17 protein-coding genes are annotated in these 19,892 nt (G+C 74.8%); 8 read left to right on the top strand and 9 right to left on the bottom strand.

Annotated elements, in window-relative coordinates; genetic code table 11:
• Positions 1-55: 55 nt before the first annotated feature.
• Positions 56-1,102: a polysaccharide deacetylase family protein gene (locus tag ACGF07_RS09850; RefSeq protein WP_392896989.1), complete on the top strand. Its 1,047-nt coding sequence runs from the start codon at positions 56-58 to the stop codon at positions 1,100-1,102.
• 18 nt (positions 1,103-1,120) lie between these two features.
• Here ACGF07_RS09850 and ACGF07_RS09845 read toward each other — a convergent pair whose 3' ends face one another.
• The 4 genes from ACGF07_RS09845 to ACGF07_RS09830 form a co-directional block, all read right to left on the bottom strand.
• Positions 1,121-1,600, bottom strand: a complete 480-nt coding sequence (locus tag ACGF07_RS09845; protein WP_392896987.1) for a GNAT family N-acetyltransferase — start codon at positions 1,598-1,600, stop codon at positions 1,121-1,123.
• Complete coding sequence (locus ACGF07_RS09840) at positions 1,597-2,349, bottom strand: exonuclease domain-containing protein (RefSeq protein WP_350744424.1); 753 nt, start codon at positions 2,347-2,349, stop codon at positions 1,597-1,599. The genes ACGF07_RS09845 and ACGF07_RS09840 overlap by 4 nt, the downstream gene beginning before the upstream one ends.
• A gap of 301 nt (positions 2,350-2,650) precedes the next feature.
• Positions 2,651-3,223: a GNAT family N-acetyltransferase gene (locus tag ACGF07_RS09835; protein ID WP_392896984.1), complete on the bottom strand. Its 573-nt coding sequence runs from the start codon at positions 3,221-3,223 to the stop codon at positions 2,651-2,653.
• Positions 3,224-3,384: 161 nt separating this feature from the next.
• Entirely contained in the window at positions 3,385-4,659 is a 1,275-nt protein-coding gene (locus ACGF07_RS09830) for an SAV2148 family HEPN domain-containing protein (RefSeq protein ID WP_350744428.1), read from the bottom strand.
• 411 nt (positions 4,660-5,070) lie between these two features.
• Here ACGF07_RS09830 and glgX point away from each other — a divergent pair, with 411 nt between their 5' ends.
• The 3 genes from glgX (at position 5,071) to treZ (ending at position 11,504) form a co-directional block, all read left to right on the top strand.
• The gene (gene glgX / locus ACGF07_RS09825; RefSeq protein WP_350744430.1) at positions 5,071-7,194 is read left to right on the top strand and encodes a glycogen debranching protein GlgX; all 2,124 of its coding nucleotides are present in this window, start codon (positions 5,071-5,073) and stop codon (positions 7,192-7,194) included.
• Between the two features lie 113 nt (positions 7,195-7,307).
• The gene (treY, locus tag ACGF07_RS09820) at positions 7,308-9,770 is read left to right on the top strand and encodes a malto-oligosyltrehalose synthase (protein WP_392896982.1); all 2,463 of its coding nucleotides are present in this window, start codon (positions 7,308-7,310) and stop codon (positions 9,768-9,770) included.
• 3 nt (positions 9,771-9,773) lie between these two features.
• Positions 9,774-11,504, top strand: coding sequence for a malto-oligosyltrehalose trehalohydrolase (gene treZ / locus ACGF07_RS09815; protein WP_392896981.1), 1,731 nt, complete (start codon positions 9,774-9,776; stop codon positions 11,502-11,504).
• Positions 11,505-11,583: 79 nt separating this feature from the next.
• Here the strand turns inward: treZ and ACGF07_RS09810 are convergent, their stop codons facing one another.
• Together ACGF07_RS09810 and ACGF07_RS09805 are read right to left on the bottom strand one after the other, a co-directional pair.
• Positions 11,584-12,477 carry a transketolase family protein gene (locus tag ACGF07_RS09810; RefSeq protein ID WP_392896979.1) on the bottom strand — a complete coding sequence of 298 codons (894 nt, stop codon included), beginning with the start codon at positions 12,475-12,477 and terminating at the stop codon, positions 11,584-11,586.
• A gap of 56 nt (positions 12,478-12,533) precedes the next feature.
• Positions 12,534-13,247 carry a thiamine pyrophosphate-dependent enzyme gene (locus ACGF07_RS09805; protein ID WP_392896977.1) on the bottom strand — a complete coding sequence of 238 codons (714 nt, stop codon included), beginning with the start codon at positions 13,245-13,247 and terminating at the stop codon, positions 12,534-12,536.
• A 57-nt stretch (positions 13,248-13,304) separates the two neighbouring features.
• Between ACGF07_RS09805 and soxR the strand changes: the two genes are divergently transcribed.
• Positions 13,305-13,811, top strand: coding sequence for a redox-sensitive transcriptional activator SoxR (soxR, locus tag ACGF07_RS09800; RefSeq protein ID WP_350744440.1), 507 nt, complete (start codon positions 13,305-13,307; stop codon positions 13,809-13,811).
• 42 nt (positions 13,812-13,853) lie between these two features.
• Positions 13,854-14,783, top strand: coding sequence for a phosphotransferase family protein (locus ACGF07_RS09795; RefSeq protein WP_392896975.1), 930 nt, complete (start codon positions 13,854-13,856; stop codon positions 14,781-14,783).
• Here ACGF07_RS09795 and ACGF07_RS09790 read toward each other — a convergent pair.
• On the bottom strand, positions 14,780-15,301 hold the full coding sequence (locus tag ACGF07_RS09790) for a GNAT family N-acetyltransferase (protein ID WP_392896973.1): 522 nt from the start codon (positions 15,299-15,301) through the stop codon (positions 14,780-14,782). The genes ACGF07_RS09795 and ACGF07_RS09790 overlap by 4 nt on opposite strands.
• Before the next feature lie 121 nt (positions 15,302-15,422).
• Here ACGF07_RS09790 and ACGF07_RS09785 point away from each other — a divergent pair, with 121 nt between their 5' ends.
• On the top strand, positions 15,423-15,854 hold the full coding sequence (locus ACGF07_RS09785; RefSeq protein ID WP_392896971.1) for an SRPBCC family protein: 432 nt from the start codon (positions 15,423-15,425) through the stop codon (positions 15,852-15,854).
• Between the two features lie 271 nt (positions 15,855-16,125).
• The gene (locus tag ACGF07_RS09780) at positions 16,126-17,385 is read left to right on the top strand and encodes an alpha/beta hydrolase (RefSeq protein ID WP_392896969.1); all 1,260 of its coding nucleotides are present in this window, start codon (positions 16,126-16,128) and stop codon (positions 17,383-17,385) included.
• An 839-nt stretch (positions 17,386-18,224) separates the two neighbouring features.
• Here the strand turns inward: ACGF07_RS09780 and ACGF07_RS09775 are convergent.
• Together ACGF07_RS09775 and ACGF07_RS09770 are read right to left on the bottom strand one after the other, a co-directional pair.
• On the bottom strand, positions 18,225-18,782 hold the full coding sequence (locus ACGF07_RS09775) for a hypothetical protein (RefSeq protein ID WP_350747143.1): 558 nt from the start codon (positions 18,780-18,782) through the stop codon (positions 18,225-18,227).
• A gap of 177 nt (positions 18,783-18,959) precedes the next feature.
• Complete coding sequence (locus tag ACGF07_RS09770) at positions 18,960-19,859, bottom strand: LysR family transcriptional regulator (protein ID WP_392896967.1); 900 nt, start codon at positions 19,857-19,859, stop codon at positions 18,960-18,962.
• Between the last annotated feature and the right edge of the window lie 33 nt (positions 19,860-19,892).

The following is a 19,892-nucleotide window of genomic DNA, read 5'->3' as shown; positions in this document are numbered from 1 at the left end:
CAGTCATCCTGACCGAGGGATCGGCACCCTTTCTCGTACCTCAGGAGCCGCCGCCATGCCCACGACCGCCCCCCGTCGAACGACCCACCCGACCCGACCGGCCCGTGACCGCCGCAGGTTGATCGCGGGCTGCGTCGCGGTGGCCGCCGTCCTGGGTCTGTCCGCGTGCGGCACCGCCAGCGGGGCCCTGCAGTCGACGAACGCCGCCGCCCCGCCCTCCAGCGGCGCGCCCCGGCAGCCGGCCGGCAGCGGGTCGACCGGCTCCACCGGGGCGGCCACCATCACGCCCGGCCCCGGCACGGACGCCGTGGACGGCTCGGGCCCGGCGGCGCCGCCCGTCACCCCGAAGCCGAGGACGCCGCAGACGCCGAGGCCCACGGCCCCGGCGACCACCCCGACGGCGCCGGCCACGTCGGCCGCTCCGGCCGCCCCCGCCGCTCCGGCGGCGCGGACGACTCCGGACCAGCCCTCCTCCGACGGCGCCCCCGCCACCCACGCCCCGGCCGGGAAGGTGATCGGCTCCACCGCCTCCGGGGGCCGCACCGTCGCGCTCAGCTTCGACGACGGCCCCGGCCCGGCCACCGGGCAGATACTCGACCTGCTGGCCCAGTACCACGTCAAGGCCACCTTCTGCGAGATCGGCCAGAACGCCGCCGCCAACCCGGCGCTGGTCAAGCGGATCGTCGCCGAGGGGCACCGGCTCTGCGACCACAGCGTCCACCACCCGCAGCCCTTCGCGAAGCTGCCTTACGACAAGGCCGCGTACGAGATCACCGCGGCCCGGGACATGATCGTCAAGGCCGGCGGGCCGGGCACCCGGGTCGACTGGTTCCGCGCCCCCGGCGGCGGCTTCAACGCGGACAACGAGCAGATCACCGCGGGCCTCGGGATGTCCTCGCTCGGCTGGTCGGTCGACCCGCGCGACTGGTCCCGCCCGGGCGTGCCGGCGATCGTCTCCACGGTGCAGAGCCAGCTCAAGCCCGGCGGCGTGATCCTGATGCACGACGGCGGCGGCGACCGCAGCCAGACGGTGGCCGCACTCAAGCAGCTGCTGCCGTGGCTGGTCGCCCAGGGGTACACCTTCGACTTCCCGGCCTCCTGACGAGGCGCCCCGCCGGGGTCAGCCCAAGTGCCGCCGGTAGACCTGGCGGGAGCCGCCCTCCGGCCCCGGCTCGGCGGCCTCGGCCGGGGTGAAGCCCAGCCGTTCGTAGAACACCCGGGCACCGCTGGCCACCGCGCCGGGGTGGTCCGGGCCGAAGGTCACCACCTCGAGGACGGCCGGGGGGCGGACGTGACGGCGCAGCGCGTCCTCGACGAGGGCGCGGCCGCAGCCGGTGCCGCGGGCGCGTTCGGCGACCACCAGCCAGTGCAGGTGGTGCAGCGGGGGCGTCGCTTCCGTGCTGCCGAACAGCAGCCCGCCGAGCAGGCCCTGACCGTCCTCGGCGACGGTGGCCAGGCCCCGGTCGGTGCTGCGGCGCACGGCCCGGCGGAAGCCGGGCTCGGCCACCATCGGGCCGAACCAGTGCTCCACCTCGGCGGCGAGTGCCAGGAAGCCGGGCAGGTCGTCGGGGCGGGCCGGGCGGATCGGGCGGGGCGTCACCCGGCCACGTCCCCGGGGCCGGTCGGCTGGTCCGCGGGCAGGTCCGTCGGCCGGCACGGCCAGCGCGGGTCGACCACGGCCAGCGGGTCCTTGCCGCGGCGCAGCCAGGCCTCCAGCCCCTCGGCCCACTCCCGGTACCAGCCGACCTGCCGCCGGTGCAGCTCGGCCGGCGCGACCTCCCCCACCTCGGCCGGGTAGCGCCCGGCCAGCGCGACCGCGACCCGGACGGCGGCGAGCGCGTCGCTGTCCGCCTCGTGGGCGTCCGTCAGTTCGACCCCGTACACCTCGCACACCCGTTGCAGGGTGCGGGAGCCCTTGCGGTACTTGTCCACCGCCCGGTCGATCACCAGCGCGTCCAGCACCGGCCCGACCGGCCCGCCGAGGCGCTCCGCGAGCGTCGCCAGCCCGTACCGGCGCAGCTCCGCGTCGAGCAGCGACAGGTCGAACGGCGCGTTGAACGCCACGACCGGCCGCCCGGCCGCGATCCGCGCGCAGAGCGCCGCGGCTATCTCCTCCACCGCCTCCTTGGCCGGCCGCCCCTTGCCCCGTGCGAGCTCGTCCCCGATCCCGTGGATCGCCTCCGCCTCGGCGGGGATCGGCACCCCGGGGTCGAGCAGCCAGTTGGCGGCCTCCACCCGCGCGGCGCCGACCGTGTCCACGAGCGCGGCCGTGACGATGCGGTCCACGGCCGGGTCGGTGCCCGTGGTCTCCAGGTCGAAGCCGACCAGTGGCTGCTGCCACCAGCTCATCAGGTGTCCTTCCGTCCAACCGCTCGAAACAGCCCCTATCATCACCCGGCCCACCGACAGCCCGGCCCGCAGGGCGACCGGCCCGGGGCGCGGCAGCCTCCCGGACGGCTGGCCCCGGGGCGGCGGCGACGGCCCGTTCGGCCACCAGCGCACAGCCGGGAGCGCCCGGATCGGGTGACCCCGGCAGCCGCCCGCCCGGGCCCGCGCCGCACCACCGCCGGGACCGGGCCGGCGCCGCACCACCGCCGGGACCGGGCCGGCGCGCGAGGTGCCGTCGCAAGCGCTGCCGGGTGGCGGCCGGTCAGGCGCCGCAGGAGGCCGGCGTCCCGCTCCGGGGTGGGCGCGCGGAGCGTGTGGAACGCCCGGGGGACGGAGCCGAGCGGCTCGACACCGCCCGGGGCGAGGGTGGCGGTGCCGCGGTCGGTGCCGGCTCCCGCAGCATGGTGACGTCGACCGGGTCCTCGTGGACGACGGCGAAGCCGTGCCGCTCGTACAGCCGCCGGGCGGCGCTGCCCCGCAGGACGACCAGGTGCACCGGCTCCCGGGCGGCGTCGGCCTCGGCGAGCAGGTGGCGCAGCACGGCACCGCCGAGGCCGCGGCCCTGGAGGTGCGGGGCCAGGTAGAAGAGTTCCAGGTGGCGTCCGCCCCGGTCGTCGGGGCGGACGGTGACGCAGCCCGCGAAGGCGCCCTCGACCAGCAGGAGGGAGGTGTGGCGGGTGGAGAAGGACTTCCGCACCCGCTCCCGCGAGCGCTCCGGGCACCATCGGCCGAGGCGTTCCAGGTCGGCGCGCATGACCAGGGCCTTGAGTTCGACGACGGCTTCCAGGTCCTCGGGGCCGGCGGGTACCAGGGTCCAGGCGGGGAGGCTGTTCACGGGCGGCAGTGTTGCACCGGCGGCAGGGCGGTGGCCAGGCGGTTCCTCAGGACGTGAGCAGGAGCTTTCCCCGGGCGTGAGCAGGAGCTTTCCCCAGGCCTGAGCAGGAGGGTCACCGGGGCGTGCGCAGCGGGTTCCCGAGGACGCGACCGGGGAGGTCCTCAGGAGACGGGCCGGGAGTCCGCCCAGACCCCCTCGAACTCCTCGCGGTAGACCTCCAGCAGTCCGGGTTCGGTGCCGCCCGGCTGCTGGCCGGCGCCGCCGCGCAGGATCAGCGCGGGGGACTCCATGCCGCGGGAGCGGCGCAGGTAGGGCTGGACGACGCCGAGGTCGCGGCTCTGCCGGCGACCGCCGACCTGGCCGGTGGGCCGGGGGCCCTCGACCAGGTAGGCGGTGAAGCGCGGGGTCTCGTCGAAGACGCGGATCTCGAAGCCGCCCTGGTCCCGCAGCCGGGCCCGGACGCGGCGCACGTGCATGATGTTCATCTCGATCGAGCGGGACAACTCACCGCGCGAGAGGCCGAGTTCGCGCTCGCGGCGGCGCACCGCGCTGCTCGCCGGGTTGAGGAACAGCAGCCGTACCCGGCAGCCCTCGCCGGCCAGGCGCACCAGGCGTTTGCCGGTGTAGTTCTGGCAGAGCATGCCGAGGCCGATGCCGAGCGCGTCCAGGCGGCGGGCGCCGTCCAGCAGGTCCTCCACCGGCAGGTCGCGCTGCAGCCGGACCCGGTCGGCGTGCACCGCGACCACGTCCGCGTAGCGCCCGGCGACCAGGGACTCCACCACGTCGGCGGGCACCCCGCCCGCGCCGCCGTCCAGGACGGCGAGCAGCCGGGCGGCGGCGCGCTCGGTCTGGGCCAGCACGGTCTGGGTGAGCACCCGGTTGCGGGAGACCACGTGCCGGGCCACCTCCAGCTCGTCCAGGGCGAGTTCGATCTCGCGCCGGTCGGCGAGGTAGGGCTCGAAGCAGGGCCAGTGCTGGACCATCAGCTCGCGCAGCTGGGGCAGGGTGAGGAAGACCAGCGGGTCGTCGTCGGCCGGGTCGAGGAGGTAGCCCTTGCGCCGGCTGACCTCGCGTACGGCGCCGGCCCGGTGGGCCCACTCCTCGCCGGCCGGTCCGGCGGCGGCGGTGACCCAGTCCTCGCCGTGCGCGGGGGCATAGATGGGGTGCAGCACCTCGTCGACCAGGGAGCGCAGCCGCTGCTCGACCAGGTTGAGCCAGACGTAGGCGCGGCCGGACAGCCGGACCCGCTGGTAGGCGTCCTCCCATTCGCCGGCGGACCAGGCGAGGGCGGGCACCTCGGCCGGGCCGCCCTGGGCGGGCACCAGGGCGCGGCCGGTCAGGGTGGGGCGCATGACGACGGTGGGCGCCTCGCTGCGGGTACCGCCCCGGTCGGGACCGTCGGGCCCGGGGCCACGGCCGCCGGCGGGGAACACCATGCGCCACCTCATCTGGTTGCTGCAGCCGACCCCCGCGGGCGCGGGGGCCGTTGACGGGCCGTCGTGAACCCGCCGGGGCGGCCGGGGCGGCCGGACGATCAAGGGTACTGCCCACCGCGAGCCGCCCGCAGCCGGATGACCGAGGGGCCCCGCCGGCACCACCGGGCGCACGTTTCACAGAGCACCGGCAGCTCTTCACAAGATTTGCCCCTGGACACCCGTTCGGGCTAACCCCGGCGCTATCTCCCGGCCACCGGGGAAGGGCTCGGGGAGTATGCGGGCTGTGCCGTACGTCACGGCGCGCGAACGTCGCACATGCCCGGCCGCCCGGCCGGGAAAAGAGCGTCCGGGTCCGGGCGGATTGTCGGACTAGATGTCAGTTACAGTCGGCAGCAAGGAAGTTGAGGACTCATGCAGGTCTGGCCCGGTAAGCCCTACCCCCTCGGCGCCACCTACGACGGGGTCGGCACCAACTTCGCGGTGTTCTCGGAGAGCGCCGACCGGATCGAGCTGTGCCTGATCGACGAGGACGGCTCGGAGACCGCCATCGAACTGCGCGAGACGGACGCCTTCGTCCGCCACGCCTACCTCCCCGGGATCCAGCCCGGCCAGCGCTACGGCTTCCGCGTGCACGGCCCGTACAACCCGGGCCTGGGCCAGCGGCACAACAGCGCCAAACTGCTGCTGGACCCGTACGCCAAGGCGATGAGCGGGCACATCGACTGGGACGAGTCGGTCTACGGCTACCACTTCGGCGCCCCCGAGCGCCGCAACGACCTCGACTCCGCCCCGCACACCATGCACTCCGTGGTGATCAACCCGTACTTCGACTGGGGCACCGACCACCCCCCGCGCACCGACTACCACCGCACCGTCATCTACGAGGCCCACGTGAAGGGCCTCACCCAGCTCCACCCCGGCATCCCCGAGGAGATCCGCGGCACCTACGCGGGCCTGGCCCACCCGGCGGTGATCGAGCACCTGGCCAAGCTCGGCGTCACCGCGATCGAGCTGATGCCGGTGCACCAGTTCGTCCGCGACCACCGGCTGCGCGACCTGGGCCTGGCCAACTACTGGGGCTACAACACGATCGGCTTCTTCGCCCCGCACTCCTCCTACTCCTCCACCGGCGACCGCGGCCAGCAGGTGCAGGAGTTCAAGTCCATGGTCAAGGCGCTGCACGCGGCCGGGATCGAGGTCATCCTCGACGTGGTCTACAACCACACCGCCGAGGGCAACCACCTCGGCCCGACGCTCTCGCTGCGCGGCCTGGACAACGTCTCCTACTACCGCCTCGCCCAGGACCAGCGCTTCTACGAGGACACCACCGGCACCGGCAACAGCCTGCTGATGCGCAGCCCCCACGTGCTCCAGCTGATCATGGACTCGTTGCGCTACTGGGTCACCGAGATGCACGTGGACGGCTTCCGCTTCGACCTCGCCGCCACCCTCGCCCGGCAGTTCCACGAGGTCGACCGGCTGTCCTCCTTCTTCGACCTCGTCCAGCAGGACCCGGTGGTCTCCCAGGCCAAACTGATCGCCGAGCCCTGGGACCTCGGCGAGGGCGGCTACCAGGTCGGCAACTTCCCGCCGCTGTGGACGGAGTGGAACGGCATGTACCGGGACACCGTGCGCGACCTGTGGCGCGGCGAGAACGCCACCCTCGCCGAGTTCGGCTCCCGGCTCACCGGCTCCTCCGACCTCTACCAGGACGACGGCCGCCGCCCGATCGCCTCGATCAACTTCGTGACCTGCCACGACGGCTTCACCCTGCGCGACCTCGTCTCCTACAACGAGAAGCACAACGAGGCCAACGGCGAGGACAACCGGGACGGCGAGTCCTTCAACCGCTCCTGGAACTGCGGCGTCGAGGGCCCGACCACCGATCCGGCCGTCGAGGAGCTGCGCGCCCGCCAGCAGCGCAACTTCATCGCCACCCTGATGCTCTCCCAGGGCGTACCGATGCTCTCGCACGGCGACGAACTCGGCCGCACCCAGCTGGGCAACAACAACGCCTACTGCCAGGACAACGAGCTCACCTGGGTGCACTGGCCCGAGGAGGACGGACCGCAGGCCCGGCTGCTCGAGTTCACCCAGGGGATGATCTGGCTGCGCCGCGACCACCCGGTGTTCCGGCGGCGGCGCTTCTTCCACGGGCGCCCGGTGTCCGCCTCCGGCGGCTACGACGACCTCACCGACATCGCCTGGTTCACCCCCGCCGGCGAGGAGATGACCAAGCGCAACTGGGGCGCCAGCTACGCCAAGTCGCTGACCGTCTTCCTGAACGGCCACGCCATCTCCGAACCGGACCGGCGCGGCGGGCGGATCATCGACGACTCCTTCCTGCTGATGTTCAACGCCCACTTCGAGCCCCTGGAGTTCACCGTGCCGGTCGGCCACGGGCAGGAGTGGCAGGTCGTGGTCGACACCGCCCAGCCCCGGCTGCCCGCCCCGGGCACCGGGACGAAGGTCAAGGCCGGGGACACCCTCTGGCTCACCGACCGCTCCCTGATGGTGCTGCAGCGGCCCGCGTGACCGGCGCAGCCCCGTCGGGAGCCGGCGCGGCCCCCCGCACCCCCGGGGGCCGCTCACCTGTTCGGGCGAGCACCGGGTCTTGGCGGCGGCCCCGGCCGGGTACCTATGGACCTATGACCTCCGCCGCCGAGCCCCCGCAGCCCCGCCCGGCCGCCACCGTCCCGACCTCCTCCTACCGGCTCCAGCTCCAGCCCGGCTTCACCCTGCGCGACGCCACCGGCGCCGTCCCCTACCTCGCCGCCCTCGGCGTCTCCCACCTGCACCTGTCCCCGCTCCTGGAGGCCACCCCCGGCTCCACCCACGGCTACGACACCGTCGACCACACCCGGATCAGCGAACAGCTCGGCGGCGAGGCGGCGCTGCGCGCCCTGGCCGCCGAGGCGCACCGGCACGGACTGGGGCTGATCGCCGACGTGGTGCCCAACCACATGGCCGTGCCCGTGCCCGAACGGCTCAACGAGCCGCTCTGGCAGGTGCTGCGCGACGGCCCCGACTCGCCGTACGCGCGCTGGTTCGACATCGACTGGACCGCCCAGCCCGGCCCCGTCGACGCCCCGGAGCGCGGGCGGGTGCTGCTGCCGCTGCTGGGCGACCGGCTCGGGGCCGTCCTGGACCAGCTGACCGTGGACGGCGAGGTGCTCCGCTACCACACCCACGAACTGCCGCTGCGGGCCGGCACCGCCACGCTGCCGCTGCCCGAGCTGCTGGCCCGCCAGTGGTACCGGCTCGCCTGGTGGCAGCTGGCCCGCACCGAGCTCAACTACCGGCGCTTCTTCACCGTCAACGACCTGATCGCCGTCCGGGTCGAGGAACCGGAGGTCTTCGCCGCCACCCATGCCGTCCTGCTGCGCCTGTACGCCGACGGCGTCCTCGACGGCTTCCGGATCGACCACCCGGACGGGCTCGCCGACCCGCGCGGCTACCTGCGCCGCCTCGCAGCCGCCACCGGCGGGGCGACGGTGGGCACCGGCGGCGCGACGGGGACCACCGGCGGCGCGTACACGGTGGTCGAGAAGATCCTCACCGGCGAGGAGCGGCTGCCCGAGGACTGGCCGGTGGCCGGCACCACCGGCTACGACGCGCTGCGCCGGATCGACGGCGTGCTCATCGACCACGCGGGCGCCTGCCGGCTGGCCGGGGCGTACGAGTCCTTCCTGCACGGCGGGCCGGTCCGCGACCTCTGCCAGGACCCGCACCCGGCGATCGCCGCCGCCCACCGCGGACGGGCCGAGATGACCGGGCCCGGCGGCGAGCTGGCCGCCGAGGTCGAGCGGCTGGTACGGATCGCGGTGCGGATCGGCACCGCCGAAGCCGCGCACGCCGACCACGCGCCCTGGCAGCTGCGCGCGGCCGTGCGGCGGCTGCTCACCGACTACCCGGCGTACCGGCCCTACCCGGTGCCCGGGGAGCCCGTCTTCGACGACCCGCTCCAGTCGGCCGGCGCCGACGACCCGACCGAGCGCCTGGTGGCCGCACTGGCGCTCGGCGAGCTGGGACGCAGCCCCGACAAGGACGAGTTCTGCGCGCGCTTCGCGCAGACCGCCGCCGCCGTGGCCGCCAAGGGCGTCGAGGACACCGCCTTCTACCGGTGGAACGCGCTGCCCGGCCTGAACGAAGTCGGCGGCGAGCCCGCCCGGCCCGGGGTGTCCCCGGCCGAGTTCCACGACTGGTGCCGGTACCTGGAACGCAGCTGGCCGCACAGCATGACGGTGCTCTCCACCCACGACACCAAGCGCAGCGCCGACGCCCGGGCCCGGCTCGCCGTCCTCGCCGAGCGGCCCGAGGCCTGGGCCGCCGAGGCCGCCGCGTGGTCCACCGCGGCCGGGCCCGGCTTCGACCGCGACGCCGACTGGCTGCTCTGGCACACGCTGCTCGCCGCCTGGCCGATCGACCCGGACCGGCTGGTCGCCGCCCTGCTCAAGGCCGCCCGCGAGGCCAAGCTGCACACCTCCTGGACCGCCCCCGACCAGCGCTACGAACGGGCCCTGGAGGAGCGGGCCCGCGCCGTCCACACCAACCCGGTGCTGCTCCCCCGGATCGAGGGCCTGGTGCACGCGCTCGCCCCGTACGCCCGTGCCAACACCCTGGCCGCGACCCTGCTGCATCTGACCGTTCCCGGGGTGCCCGACCTCTACCAGGGCAGCGAGGAGCCGCTGTACACCCTGGTCGACCCGGACAACCGCGGCGTGGTGGACCTCGGCGCGCTCGCCGTGCGGCTCACCGACTCGGCCGCGGCGCGCCCCGGCGACCTCGCCCGGGAGAAGCTCCACCTGACCACCACCGCGCTGCACCTGCGCCGCACCCGCCCGCTCGGCGCCCACCGCCCGCTGTCCGCCGTCGGCCCGGCCGGCGACCACCTGCTGGCCTTCGCCCGCGGCGAGGACGTGGTCACCGCCGTCACCCGGCTGCCGTACGGGCTGGAGCGGGCGGGCGGCTGGCGCGACACCGTCCTGGAGCTGCCGGCCGGCGGGCCCTGGACGGACGAGCTGACGCTGCGCGACCACCCCGCCGGGCCGGTGTCGGTGGCGGAGCTGTTCGCGACCCAGCCGGTGGCGCTGCTGACGAGGAGGGGCTGAGCGATGCCGCGCTACGAGGTGTGGGCGCCGTACGCGGACTCCCGCGTCACCGTGGAGGTCCAGGGCACGGAGCACCCGTTGGAGCGCTGCGCCGACCGGGACGGCTGGTGGTCCGGCGAGGCACCCGAGGGCGACTACGCCTTCCGCCTCGACGGCGGCCCGCCGCTGCCCGACCCGCGCTCGCCCCGGCAGCCGTACGGCCCGGACGGCCCGAGCCGGGCGGTGGACCACGCCGCCTTCCGCTGGTCGCAGTCCGGCTGGCGCGGCCGCCCGCTGCCCGGCTCGGTGCTCTACGAGCTGCACATCGGCACCTTCACGGCCCGCGGCACCTTCGACGCCGCCGCGGAACACCTGGACCACCTGGTCGAGCTGGGCGTGGACTTCGTCGAACTGATGCCGGTCTGCCCGTTCCCCGGCCGGCACGGCTGGGGCTACGACGGCGTCTCGCTGTGGGCCGTCCACGAGCCGTACGGCGGCCCCGAGGGGCTCAAGCGCTTCGTGGACGCCGCGCACCGCAAGGGCCTCGGCGTGGTGGTGGACGTGGTGCACAACCACCTGGGCCCCTCCGGCAACCACCTGCCCGCCTTCGGGCCGTACTTCACCGACCGGCACCACACCCCGTGGGGCTCGGCGGTGAACCTGGACGCCCCGGGTTCGGACGAGGTGCGCCGCTACCTGATCGACAGCGCGCTGACCTGGCTGCGCGACTACCGGATCGACGGCCTGCGGCTGGACGCGGTGCACGCCCTCGCGGACGACCGGGCGGTGCACTTCCTGGAGGAACTCTCCTGCGAGGTCGACAAACTGGCGGTGGCCGTCAACCGGCCGCTGTTCCTGGTCGCCGAGTCCGACATCAACACCCCGCGCACCACCGCCGCCCGCGAGGCCGGCGGCCACGGCCTCACCGCGCAGTGGAGCGACGACTTCCACCACGCCCTGCACTGCGCACTCACCGGCGAATCCCAGGGCTACTACGGGGACTTCGCGCGCGAGCCGCTCGCCGCCGTCGCCAGGACGCTGACCCGCGGGTTCTTCCACGACGGCACCTGGTCCTCCTTCCGGGGCCGCCACCACGGCCGGCCGTTCCCCCCGGACGGGGGCCACCGGCTGCTCGGCTACCTGCAGACCCACGACCAGATCGGCAACCGGGCCCTCGGGGACCGCGTCTCCGCCACGCTGTCCGCCGGCCGGCTCGCCTGCGGCGCCGCGCTGGTGCTCACCTCGCCCTTCACCCCGATGCTGTTCATGGGCGAGGAGTGGGGCGCCGCCACCCCCTGGCAGTACTTCACCGACCACACCGACCCGGAGCTGGCGGAGGCCGTACGGCAGGGCCGGCGGCGGGAGTTCGCCGAACACGGCTGGGCCGCCGAGGCCGTCCCGGACCCCCAGGAGCCGGCCACCGTGCTGCGCTCGGTGCTCGACTGGACGGAGCCGCAGCGCGATCCGCATGCCGAACTCCTCGCCTGGTACCGCACGTTGATCCGGTTGCGGCGCGAGCGGCCGGAGCTGTCAAACCCGGTCCTGGGCGCGGTGCGGGTCGCGTTCGAGGAGGAGGCGGGCTGGCTGGTCGTGCACCGGGGGCCGTACCGGGTGGCGGTCAACCTCGGGCCGGTCGAGGCCGCGCTGCCGCTGGAGGCCGCCGGCCGGGAGGTGGTGGCCGCCTTCGGGGCGGCGGCGCTGGAGGGCACGGCGCTGCGGCTGGCACCGGACGCGGTGGCGATCGTACTGGTCTGACCGGTCCGCGCCCGGCCGGCCCGCCGCAGATCTTTTGTGCTTGCCGGGCGGTCCTCCAGGTCCACCGGACCCACCCGGCCTACCAGAGGAAGGTGCCGATCCGCTCCCGCAGCGCGGGCGCGTCCAGGCCGTAGGCGGTCAGGTGCTCCGCCATCGAGCCGTAGTGCCGGTGCTCCTCGCGCGGCACGCCCAGGGCCAGCACCCGGTGCGGGCGGTCGGCCAGCGCCGCGTGCACCTCGTTCGCCGACGTACCGGCCAGGTACGGCTCCACCAGCACCACGTCCGCCCGCTCGCCCACCGCGGCGCGCAGCCCGGCGGCGTCGAAGGGGCGCACCGTCGCCGCGTAGAGCACGGTGGCGTCCAGGCCCTCGGTCGCGGCCAGCACCGCGTCCAGCATCGGGCCGACGGCCAGCACCACGCCGTGCGAGCCGGTCCGCACGGTGGTGAAGCGGCCCGGCTCGACCGCCGTCGGCTCGGCGTTCCGGTGGTCGGAGAGCCGGACGTAGACGTTGCGGTCGCCGTCCGCGACGGCGTGCTTCAGCAGTTGCTCGGCCTCGTCCGGGTGGCCGGGGACGTGCACCGTCCAGTCCGGCAGGGTGTCGAGCAGGGCGACGTCGCCCGGGGACATGTGGGTGCGGCCGGCCGCCGGATTGTCGTAGGAGCCGCCGGCGCTGACCAGGACGGCACCGACACCCTGGTGCACCAGGCTCAACTTGAGCTGCTCGAAGGGCCGTTCCACCAGGAAGCTGGCGAAGGTGTGGGCGATCGGGCGCATCCCGCTGAGCGCCAGGCCGCCGGCCGCGCCGATCAGCAGCTGCTCGCGGATGCCGACGTTGACCACCCGGTCGGGGTGGCGGTCCCGGGCCGGCTCGAAGGCGGCGGCGGTGATGTCGGCGAGGACGACGGCCAGCCGGGGGTCCTCGTCCAGCAGGCGGGTGGTGACGGCGACGAAGCGCTCGCGCATGGTGTCCATCGGTAACTGCCTTTCGGTTTGGGGGTCTTGTCCCGGGAGGAGTGGTGCGGGTGCGCTCAGGAGTTCTTGGGCTCAACCCGGGCGACCACCACGTGCGGGCGGCCCGGGTGCTCGGCGGTGAAGGCGCGGTACAGGGCCTCGTGGTCGCGGCCGTCCACCGTCGCGGTGGACCAGCCCGCGGCCGCGAAGCGCTGGGCGATACCGCCCTGCCAGCCGTGGGTGGCCGAGGAGTTGTCGATCACCACCGTGTGCAGCCGGTCCAGCCCGTACGCCCCGGCGAAGGCGACCGCCTCGTGGTTGGAGCCCTCGTCGAACTCCGCGTCACCGACCAGCACCCACACCGCCGGGTCGGTCAGCCCCTGCGCCCGCAGTCCGAGCGCGGTGCCGACGGCCAGCGGCAGGCCGTGGCCGAGCGAGCCGGAGGAGATCTCCACGCCGGGCAGCAGCATGCGGTCCGGGTGGTAGCCCAGCGGCGAGTCGTAGCCGCCGAAGCCGGGCAGCAGGGCGGGGTCGAGGAAGCCCTTGGCCGTCAGCACCGCGTAGTACGCCATCGGGCCGTGGCCCTTGGAGAGGAGGAAGCGGTCGCGGTCCTGCGCCTCGGCGGTCTCCGGGGTGACCCTCAGTACCCGGTCGTACAGCACCCAGAGCGCGTCCAGCGTGGAGGTCGCGGCCACGTCGTGCTTCTCGTCGCCGGTCATCAGCGCCATCAGGGCCTGGAGGTCCTCGAAGCGGGCCCGGCCGACGGCTTCCGTGCTCGTGTTCGTCGTCATGCCAGCGATCGTGCAACTTCAAGCGAACTTGAAGTCAAGCGGCTACACTCGGTCCCCATGACGGCGACATCCGACGACGCCCGCGCCGCCGGCCCGCGCTCGGGAGACCTCCTCACCATCGGCCAGCTGTCCGCCCGCAGCGGCCTCGCCCACTCCGCGCTGCGCTACTACGAGAGCCTCGGCCTGATCCAGGCCACCCGCACCAGCGGCGGCCAGCGCCGCTACGCCCGCAGCACGCTGCGCCGGATCGCCTTCGTGCGCGCCGCCCAGCGGGTCGGCCTCTCCCTGGACGAGGCCCGCGACGCCCTGGACGACCTGCCCGAACGCCCCGCCCCCAGCGGCTCCGAATGGGACCGGGTCGCCACCGCCTGGCAGGACCGGATCGACGAGCAGATCGCCGAGCTCGAACGGCTCAAGGCCAGGCTCACCGGCTGCATCGGCTGCGGCTGCCTCTCGCTGACCCGCTGCGGCCTCCACAACCCCGCCGACCGGCTCGCCCGCGTCGGCCCCGGCGCCCACTACCTGCGCAGCCACGACCCGGCCGCCGAACTCGACGGCGGCTGAAACGCCTTTGCCGCCGGGCCGTCCCCCGCTTAGCCTGCCACCGTGCTGCCTGCAGTGGAGACGGACGACCAGGGGGACGCGGTGGTCCCCGACGAGTCGGTGCTGCGCCCCGGCGCCGAGGCGCTGTGCGCGCGCCTCGGCTTCGGCGGGCTGCCCCTGGAGCGCTTCGCGGAGGGCTCCGTCCCGGTGTACGCGGTGGGTGACGACCACGTGCTCAAGCTCTTCCCGGCGACCGGCGCCGACGACGCCACCACCGAAGCCCGGGTGCTCGCCCACCTGGCGGGCGCCCTGCCGATCCCGACGCCGGAGGTGCGCGCCGCCGGCGAGGACGTCAACGGCTGGCGCTACGTGCTGATGTCGCGGCTGCACGGCGAAGGCCTCGCCCCCGCCTGGCCGCGCATCCCCCGCACCGACCGCGAGCGGATCGCCCGCGACTGCGGCCGGGCGCTCGCCGCGCTGCACGCCCTCGACGCCGCACCGCTCGCCGACGTCCTCGGCCCCGGAGACTGGCCGGCCTTCCTCGCCCGGCAGCGGGCGCAGGCCGTCGCCCGCCAGCGCGGGCGCGGGCTGTCCGAGGACTGGCTGGAGCAGATCCCCGACTTCCTCGCCGCCGCGCCGCTCCCCCGCACCGGACAGGGCTCCCTGCTGCACACCGAGTTCATGCGCGAGCACCTGATCACCGACCCGGCCGGCGGGTGGCGCCTGACCGGTCTGATCGACTTCGAACCCGCCATGATCGGCGACCCGGCCTACGACCTGGTGGCCGTCGGCCTGTTCACCACCCGCGCCGACCCGCAGCTGCTCGGGCACCTGCTGACCGCCTACGGCCGCGCCTTCGAACCGCGGCTGCTGATGGCGTACACCCTCCTCCACGCGTACAGCGACCTGCCGTGGTACCTACGGGAGTTGGAGCCCTCGGCGAGGACGCTGGACGCCCTCGCCGAGGAGTGGTTCGGGGTCTGCGGACCCTAGGGCCTGGGGTCGGTGCGCAGCAGGCCGTACACCACCGAGTCCCGCCATTCACCGGCCCGGAAGGTCAGCGCGCGCAGCACGCCCTCGCGGGTGAAGCCCACCTTCTCCAGGGCTCGTTGCTCGGCAATGTTGCCGATCTCGGTGTCGGCCTCCAGCCGCATCACCGGCGTGTGGGCGAACAGGTAGTCCACCAGCAGGCGTTGGGCCTGCGTGCCGATCCCCCGCCCGCGCGCCTGCGGCGCCAGCTGGATGCCGATGCTCCAGTACTGGGCGGTCGGCAGCATGCCCTTGCGACGGGCGGCGACGAAGCCGCAGAACTCCCCGCCGACCACGACCGCGAAGATCGACTGGTCCTCACCGAGCAGCCCGTGCTCCTCCCAGCGCCGCCGGAACCGCTCCGGATGCCGCCAGCCGTACCACTGGAACTCACCCACCGCCTCAGGGTCGTTGACCAGCCTGCCGAGGGCGGGCAGGTCGGCTTCGGCTATCGGGCGCAAGGAGACGGCGTCATCGCTCATCCGTTCACCATAGACACCCACACCGGCAGCTCTGCGGCCCGGCCCCCTGGCGCGAGAGGGCCGCCGGCCCCAGCATGGTGCCGTCCTTACCGGGCGTCAGAAGCGAAGCGGCGGTGCGAACATGGCGGGCATCAAGGTCAGCACGGTGGTGGAGGCCCCGGCCGAGCGGGTGTGGGAGCTGGTCGGGGACTTCCACGGCCTCGGCGGCTGGCACCCCCACCTACCGGTGAGCCGGCTCGGCGACGGGCCGGCGGGCAACGCGATCGGATCGGTGCGGATCTTCGACCTCGACGGCGTGGAACTGCAGGAGACGCTGCTCGCCTACGACGAGGAGGCGCGCAGCTACACCTACAGCTTCCCCGACGGCACGTTCCACTTCGACGGCTACCGGGCGACCCTGCGGGTCGCACCGGTGACCGAGCTGGATGCCGCCTTCGTCGAGTGGAGCGTCACCTTCGACATCGAGCCCGAGCACCGCAAGGAGTCCACCGACCGGGTGCAGGGCGTCTTCACCTCCGGCCTCGCCGCCCTGCGGGAGCGCTTCACCGGCTGAGGGCGGCCCGATCCCCACGGCCGGCAGTCCGGCTCCGACCGCCGGGCCCGTACGGCCGAGCCCAAGCCCCGAGCCCGCACGCCCGGCCGGGCCGCGGCGGTCGAGGCGGTCGAGGCGGTCGAGGCGGGCGAGGCGGGCGAAGCGGGCGAAGCGGGCGAAGCGATGGCCGACGCGGTGACCGCCGCGACCGGGACGGCCGGCCTCCCAGCCGGCGCCCAGCGGCCTCCCAGGCTCTCACCAGCCTCTCATCTGCCGCGCCTAGCCTCCGCGCATGAACGTCTCCCTGCTCGACGGCTGGTTCCCGTGGACGGTCCGGGCCGCCGCCGTCGCCCTGTTCCTGGCCGCGGCGGGCCTGCGGGACCGGGCCTGGCGGCGCAGGCGGGGGCCGATCGCGCTCGGGACGGCGCTGGTGCTGACCGCGGCGGCCGCCGTCGGCGTGACCACCCTGTCCGGGATCACCGATCCGATCCCGGTCGAGGTGTGGCTGTGGGGCGGGGTGGCGATCGCGGCGTTCAGCGTGCTCGGGTTCGGCTGGCGCGGCGCCAGGTGGTGGCGGAGGGCGCTGGTGGCGCCGACCGTCGTGCTGGCGCTGTTCTGCGCGGCCAACAGCGTGAACCTGGCCACCGGCTACTACCCGACGATCGACGACGCGATCGGCGAGCTCAGCGGGCAGCCGCTGCCGGACCAGATCACCCTGGCCGAACTCGCGTCGATCCACGGCAGGACCAGGACCGGCCGCATCGTCCAGGTCGACATCCCGGACACCGCCAGCGGCTTCGCCCACCGCCAGGAGCTGGTCTACCTGCCGCCGGCCTGGTTCCGCAGCCAGACCCGCCCCAAGCTCCCGGTGCTGGAGATGATCGGCGGCGAGTTCGCGGCGCCCGACAACTGGATCCGCTCCGGCAACGCGGTCCGGACCGCCGACGAGTTCGCCGCCCGGCACAACGGCTTCGCCCCGATCCTGGTCTTCGTGGACGCCACCGGCGGCTTCCGGGTGGACACCGAGTGCGTGGACGGCCCGCACGGCAACGCCGAGAGCCACCTCGTCAAGGACGTCCCCCCGTTCGTGCAGAAGACCTTCAACGCGGCCACCGACCCGCACAAGTGGGGCGTGGCGGGCTGGTCGATGGGCGGCACCTGCGCGGTCGACCTGGTCGTCGAACACCCCACCGCCTTCACCCACTTCGGCGACTTCTCCGGCGACAGGGGCCCGTACATCGGGGACCGGGACCACACCGTCCAGGAGCTCTACGGCGGCGACGCCGCGGCCTGGGCGGCCCACGACCCGCTGACCGTCCTCGCCCACCACCCCAAGTACCAGGGCGTCTCGGGCTACTTCGGCCAGGGTGACGAGGAGCACGGCCAGATCGAGGCCGCCAAGGCCCTGGACGCGGCCGCCAAGCGTGACGGCATCCGCACCACCAGTGCTGTCGGCTCGGGCCGGCACACCTGGCAGACCGGAGCCGCGACCTTCGCCCAGGCTTTGCCCTGGCTCGCCCAGCAACTCGGCGTCCCGGGGACCCGCCCGTAGCGGCGGGCCACCCCCTCCGCGCGCGACGGCCCGGTCCGGATCCCGTCCGGATCCGGGCACCCTGAGCGGTCCGTGAGCGGGATCACAGCAGTGCGTCACCGCCCGGCAGACCCGGTGCCGACCACCTGGCCGATCGCCGCGCGGCGCGGCATCGAACGGACTCGCACCACCGCCCCAGGGGCGCCCCGGCACGGCGATCCGCCGCACCGGGCACCCCCGGGCCGCGTCGCCCGGGGCGCTCACGACCCGCCCGGGCCCCCACCGCTTCCGCCACTCCTGCACACAGGCTCCCCACCGGACCACCGCAATCGCCATGCGCCTCCCGGCCTCGGAGGAAGCCGGCTTTGCTCGCGGCGCCCCGGTGGCATAAATTTCGTCCGCCGTCGACGCAGCGACCGGCCTGACCTCCACTCAGGCACCGGTGCACTGCGGAGCCAGGGGGGCCTGACGGCAGCACGAACGGGGAGGAACAGCCGTGCCCGGAGTCCGCACTCACGGGTCGGCCGGCCGGTGGGGGCCGGCAGGCCCGGCACCCGGAGCCCCGGCCCGCACCGCTGGACGGCTGACGGTCCGCCACTCTCGCAGCGCCCGGCCGGCCACCGCCACCGTTCCGCTCGGCGCGGGCCGCAGCGCCACCGTTCCGCTCGGCGCCGGCGGCAGCGCCGGGCCCGCCGAAGGACGCGAGGCCCTTCCGGGCCGCACCGGGCACCGGTGACGGCCGCTGCCCGGCGGTAGCGCCCACAGACCGCCGCCGGGTCCGTCCGGCACAGGGGACCGGACGGACCCGGCGGCATCCTCGCGCCCCCGGGGTCAGAACCCCGGGCGGCCGAGCACCGGGGTCAGAGCCCCAGGCGGCTGAGCGCCGTGGTCCAGTCGCTCGCGATGGCGCTGCGGGCGGCCGCCAGGGTCACTCTCTGACTGCAGACCGCGGTCTTCAGCCGGTTCTCGACCGAGTCCTTGCTCTGCGCCGGCTGGTCGCCGTACCGCGGCTCGGGCCACAGGTTGCGCGGGTCGCGCGGCGCGCCGCCGAGCTCCAGCGGGACGAGGTGGTCCTCCTCGTAGTCCGACATGTTGGTGTCCGCGTAGCCGTACTGCGCGATCTGCTGCGCCTTCAGCGAGTTGGTGTAGCTCGTCGGCGGGCGCACGGTGGCGGTCCAGCCGGAGACGCAGATGGTCGAACCGATGGTGGCCTGGGTGACGGCCGGGTTGTACGCCCCCGGCGTGCAGGACGGGTCGGGCAGCGGCAGGTACGCCTGCGAACAGCTCGCGGCGAGCGACACGGACGTGACCGACGGGGCGGTCGCCGGGGCGGCGGCCTGCGCGGTGCCGGTGGCGAGACCGGCGGCGGCGAGCCCGGTGGCCGCGGCGAGGACGGTGAGGCGCTGACGGAGGATCATGGAGGCGCTCTCCTGGGACCGGCCCGGCCGATCGCCGGGCGACTGTGCCCATGACAGCACCCTGCATGCGACGGGCGTCAGACCCGGGACGTGAACGACTGGTAACCGGGCTGCACTTCACCGGGAACGGTCTTCACATCCGCGGCAGCACCGGGCAGGACGGCAGCGGACGGTGCGTCAGGAAGCCTCCGTCGTCAACAGTCGCGCCAGCAGCGCCGCCGGCCCCTCCGGCAGGCTGCCGCGCACCAGCTCGACGCGGTGCACCAGGCGTGGCGCGGCGATCGGCACCCGGGCGATGCCGGGCGCCGCGGCCGCCACCGCCTCGGGCAGCAGCGTCAGCCCGTGCCCGGTGGCGACCAGGGAGAGCAGCCCGTGCAGGTCGGTGCCCCGGTAGCGGGTCGCGGCGCGGAAGCCGTCCGTGCCGGCGGCCGCGCGCAGTCGCGCCGTCGTCGGGGTGAGGTCGGGGGCGTCCAGCCAGCGCGCGGCCGACAGGTCGGCGAGCGCGACGCCGGTACGGCCGGCCAGCGGGTGCCCCTCCGGCAGGGCGACGGCCACCGGCTGTTCGTCCACGGCGACGGTGGCCAGCGGGCCGACCTCGGGCAGCGGCAGCGGGTCGCTGGGCGCGGCCAGGCCGTCGATCAGCGCGAGGTCGACCTCACCGGTGGCGACCTGGGCGGGCAGCACGTCCTGGGCGAGCACCCGCAGCACCGGTTCCGTCCGCGGATACGCCCGGCGCACCTCGCCGAGCGCGCGCCCCAGGCTTCCCCCGACCGCCAGCGGGGTGGCGCCGAGGACCAGTCGGGCACTGGAGGCACCGGCCAGGCGCGCGACATCGGCGCGCGCCGCCTCCCACCGGACCAGCAGCGGGGCGGCGTGCTCCAGCAGCCGCCGCCCGGCCGCCGTCGGGCCGACCGGCCGGCGCAGCAGCAGTGCGGCGCCGAGGTCCGCCTCCAGCGAGGCGATCTGCTGGGACACGGCGGACTGGGTGTAGCCGAGCTCGCGGGCCGCCTCGGAGAAGGAGGCGAGGCGGGCGACGGTCACGAAGGTGCGCAACTGCTGGGGATCCACGGAGGGCATCAACCGATCTGATCGACGGTTAAGAGATCATCG

Origin of the sequence: Kitasatospora sp. NPDC048194 (assembly GCF_043202455.1) — a bacterium.
Lineage (GTDB): Bacteria > Actinomycetota > Actinomycetes > Streptomycetales > Streptomycetaceae > Kitasatospora.
Note: the sequence above shows the minus strand (reverse complement) of the source record. Positions and strands in the feature narration are given on the sequence as shown.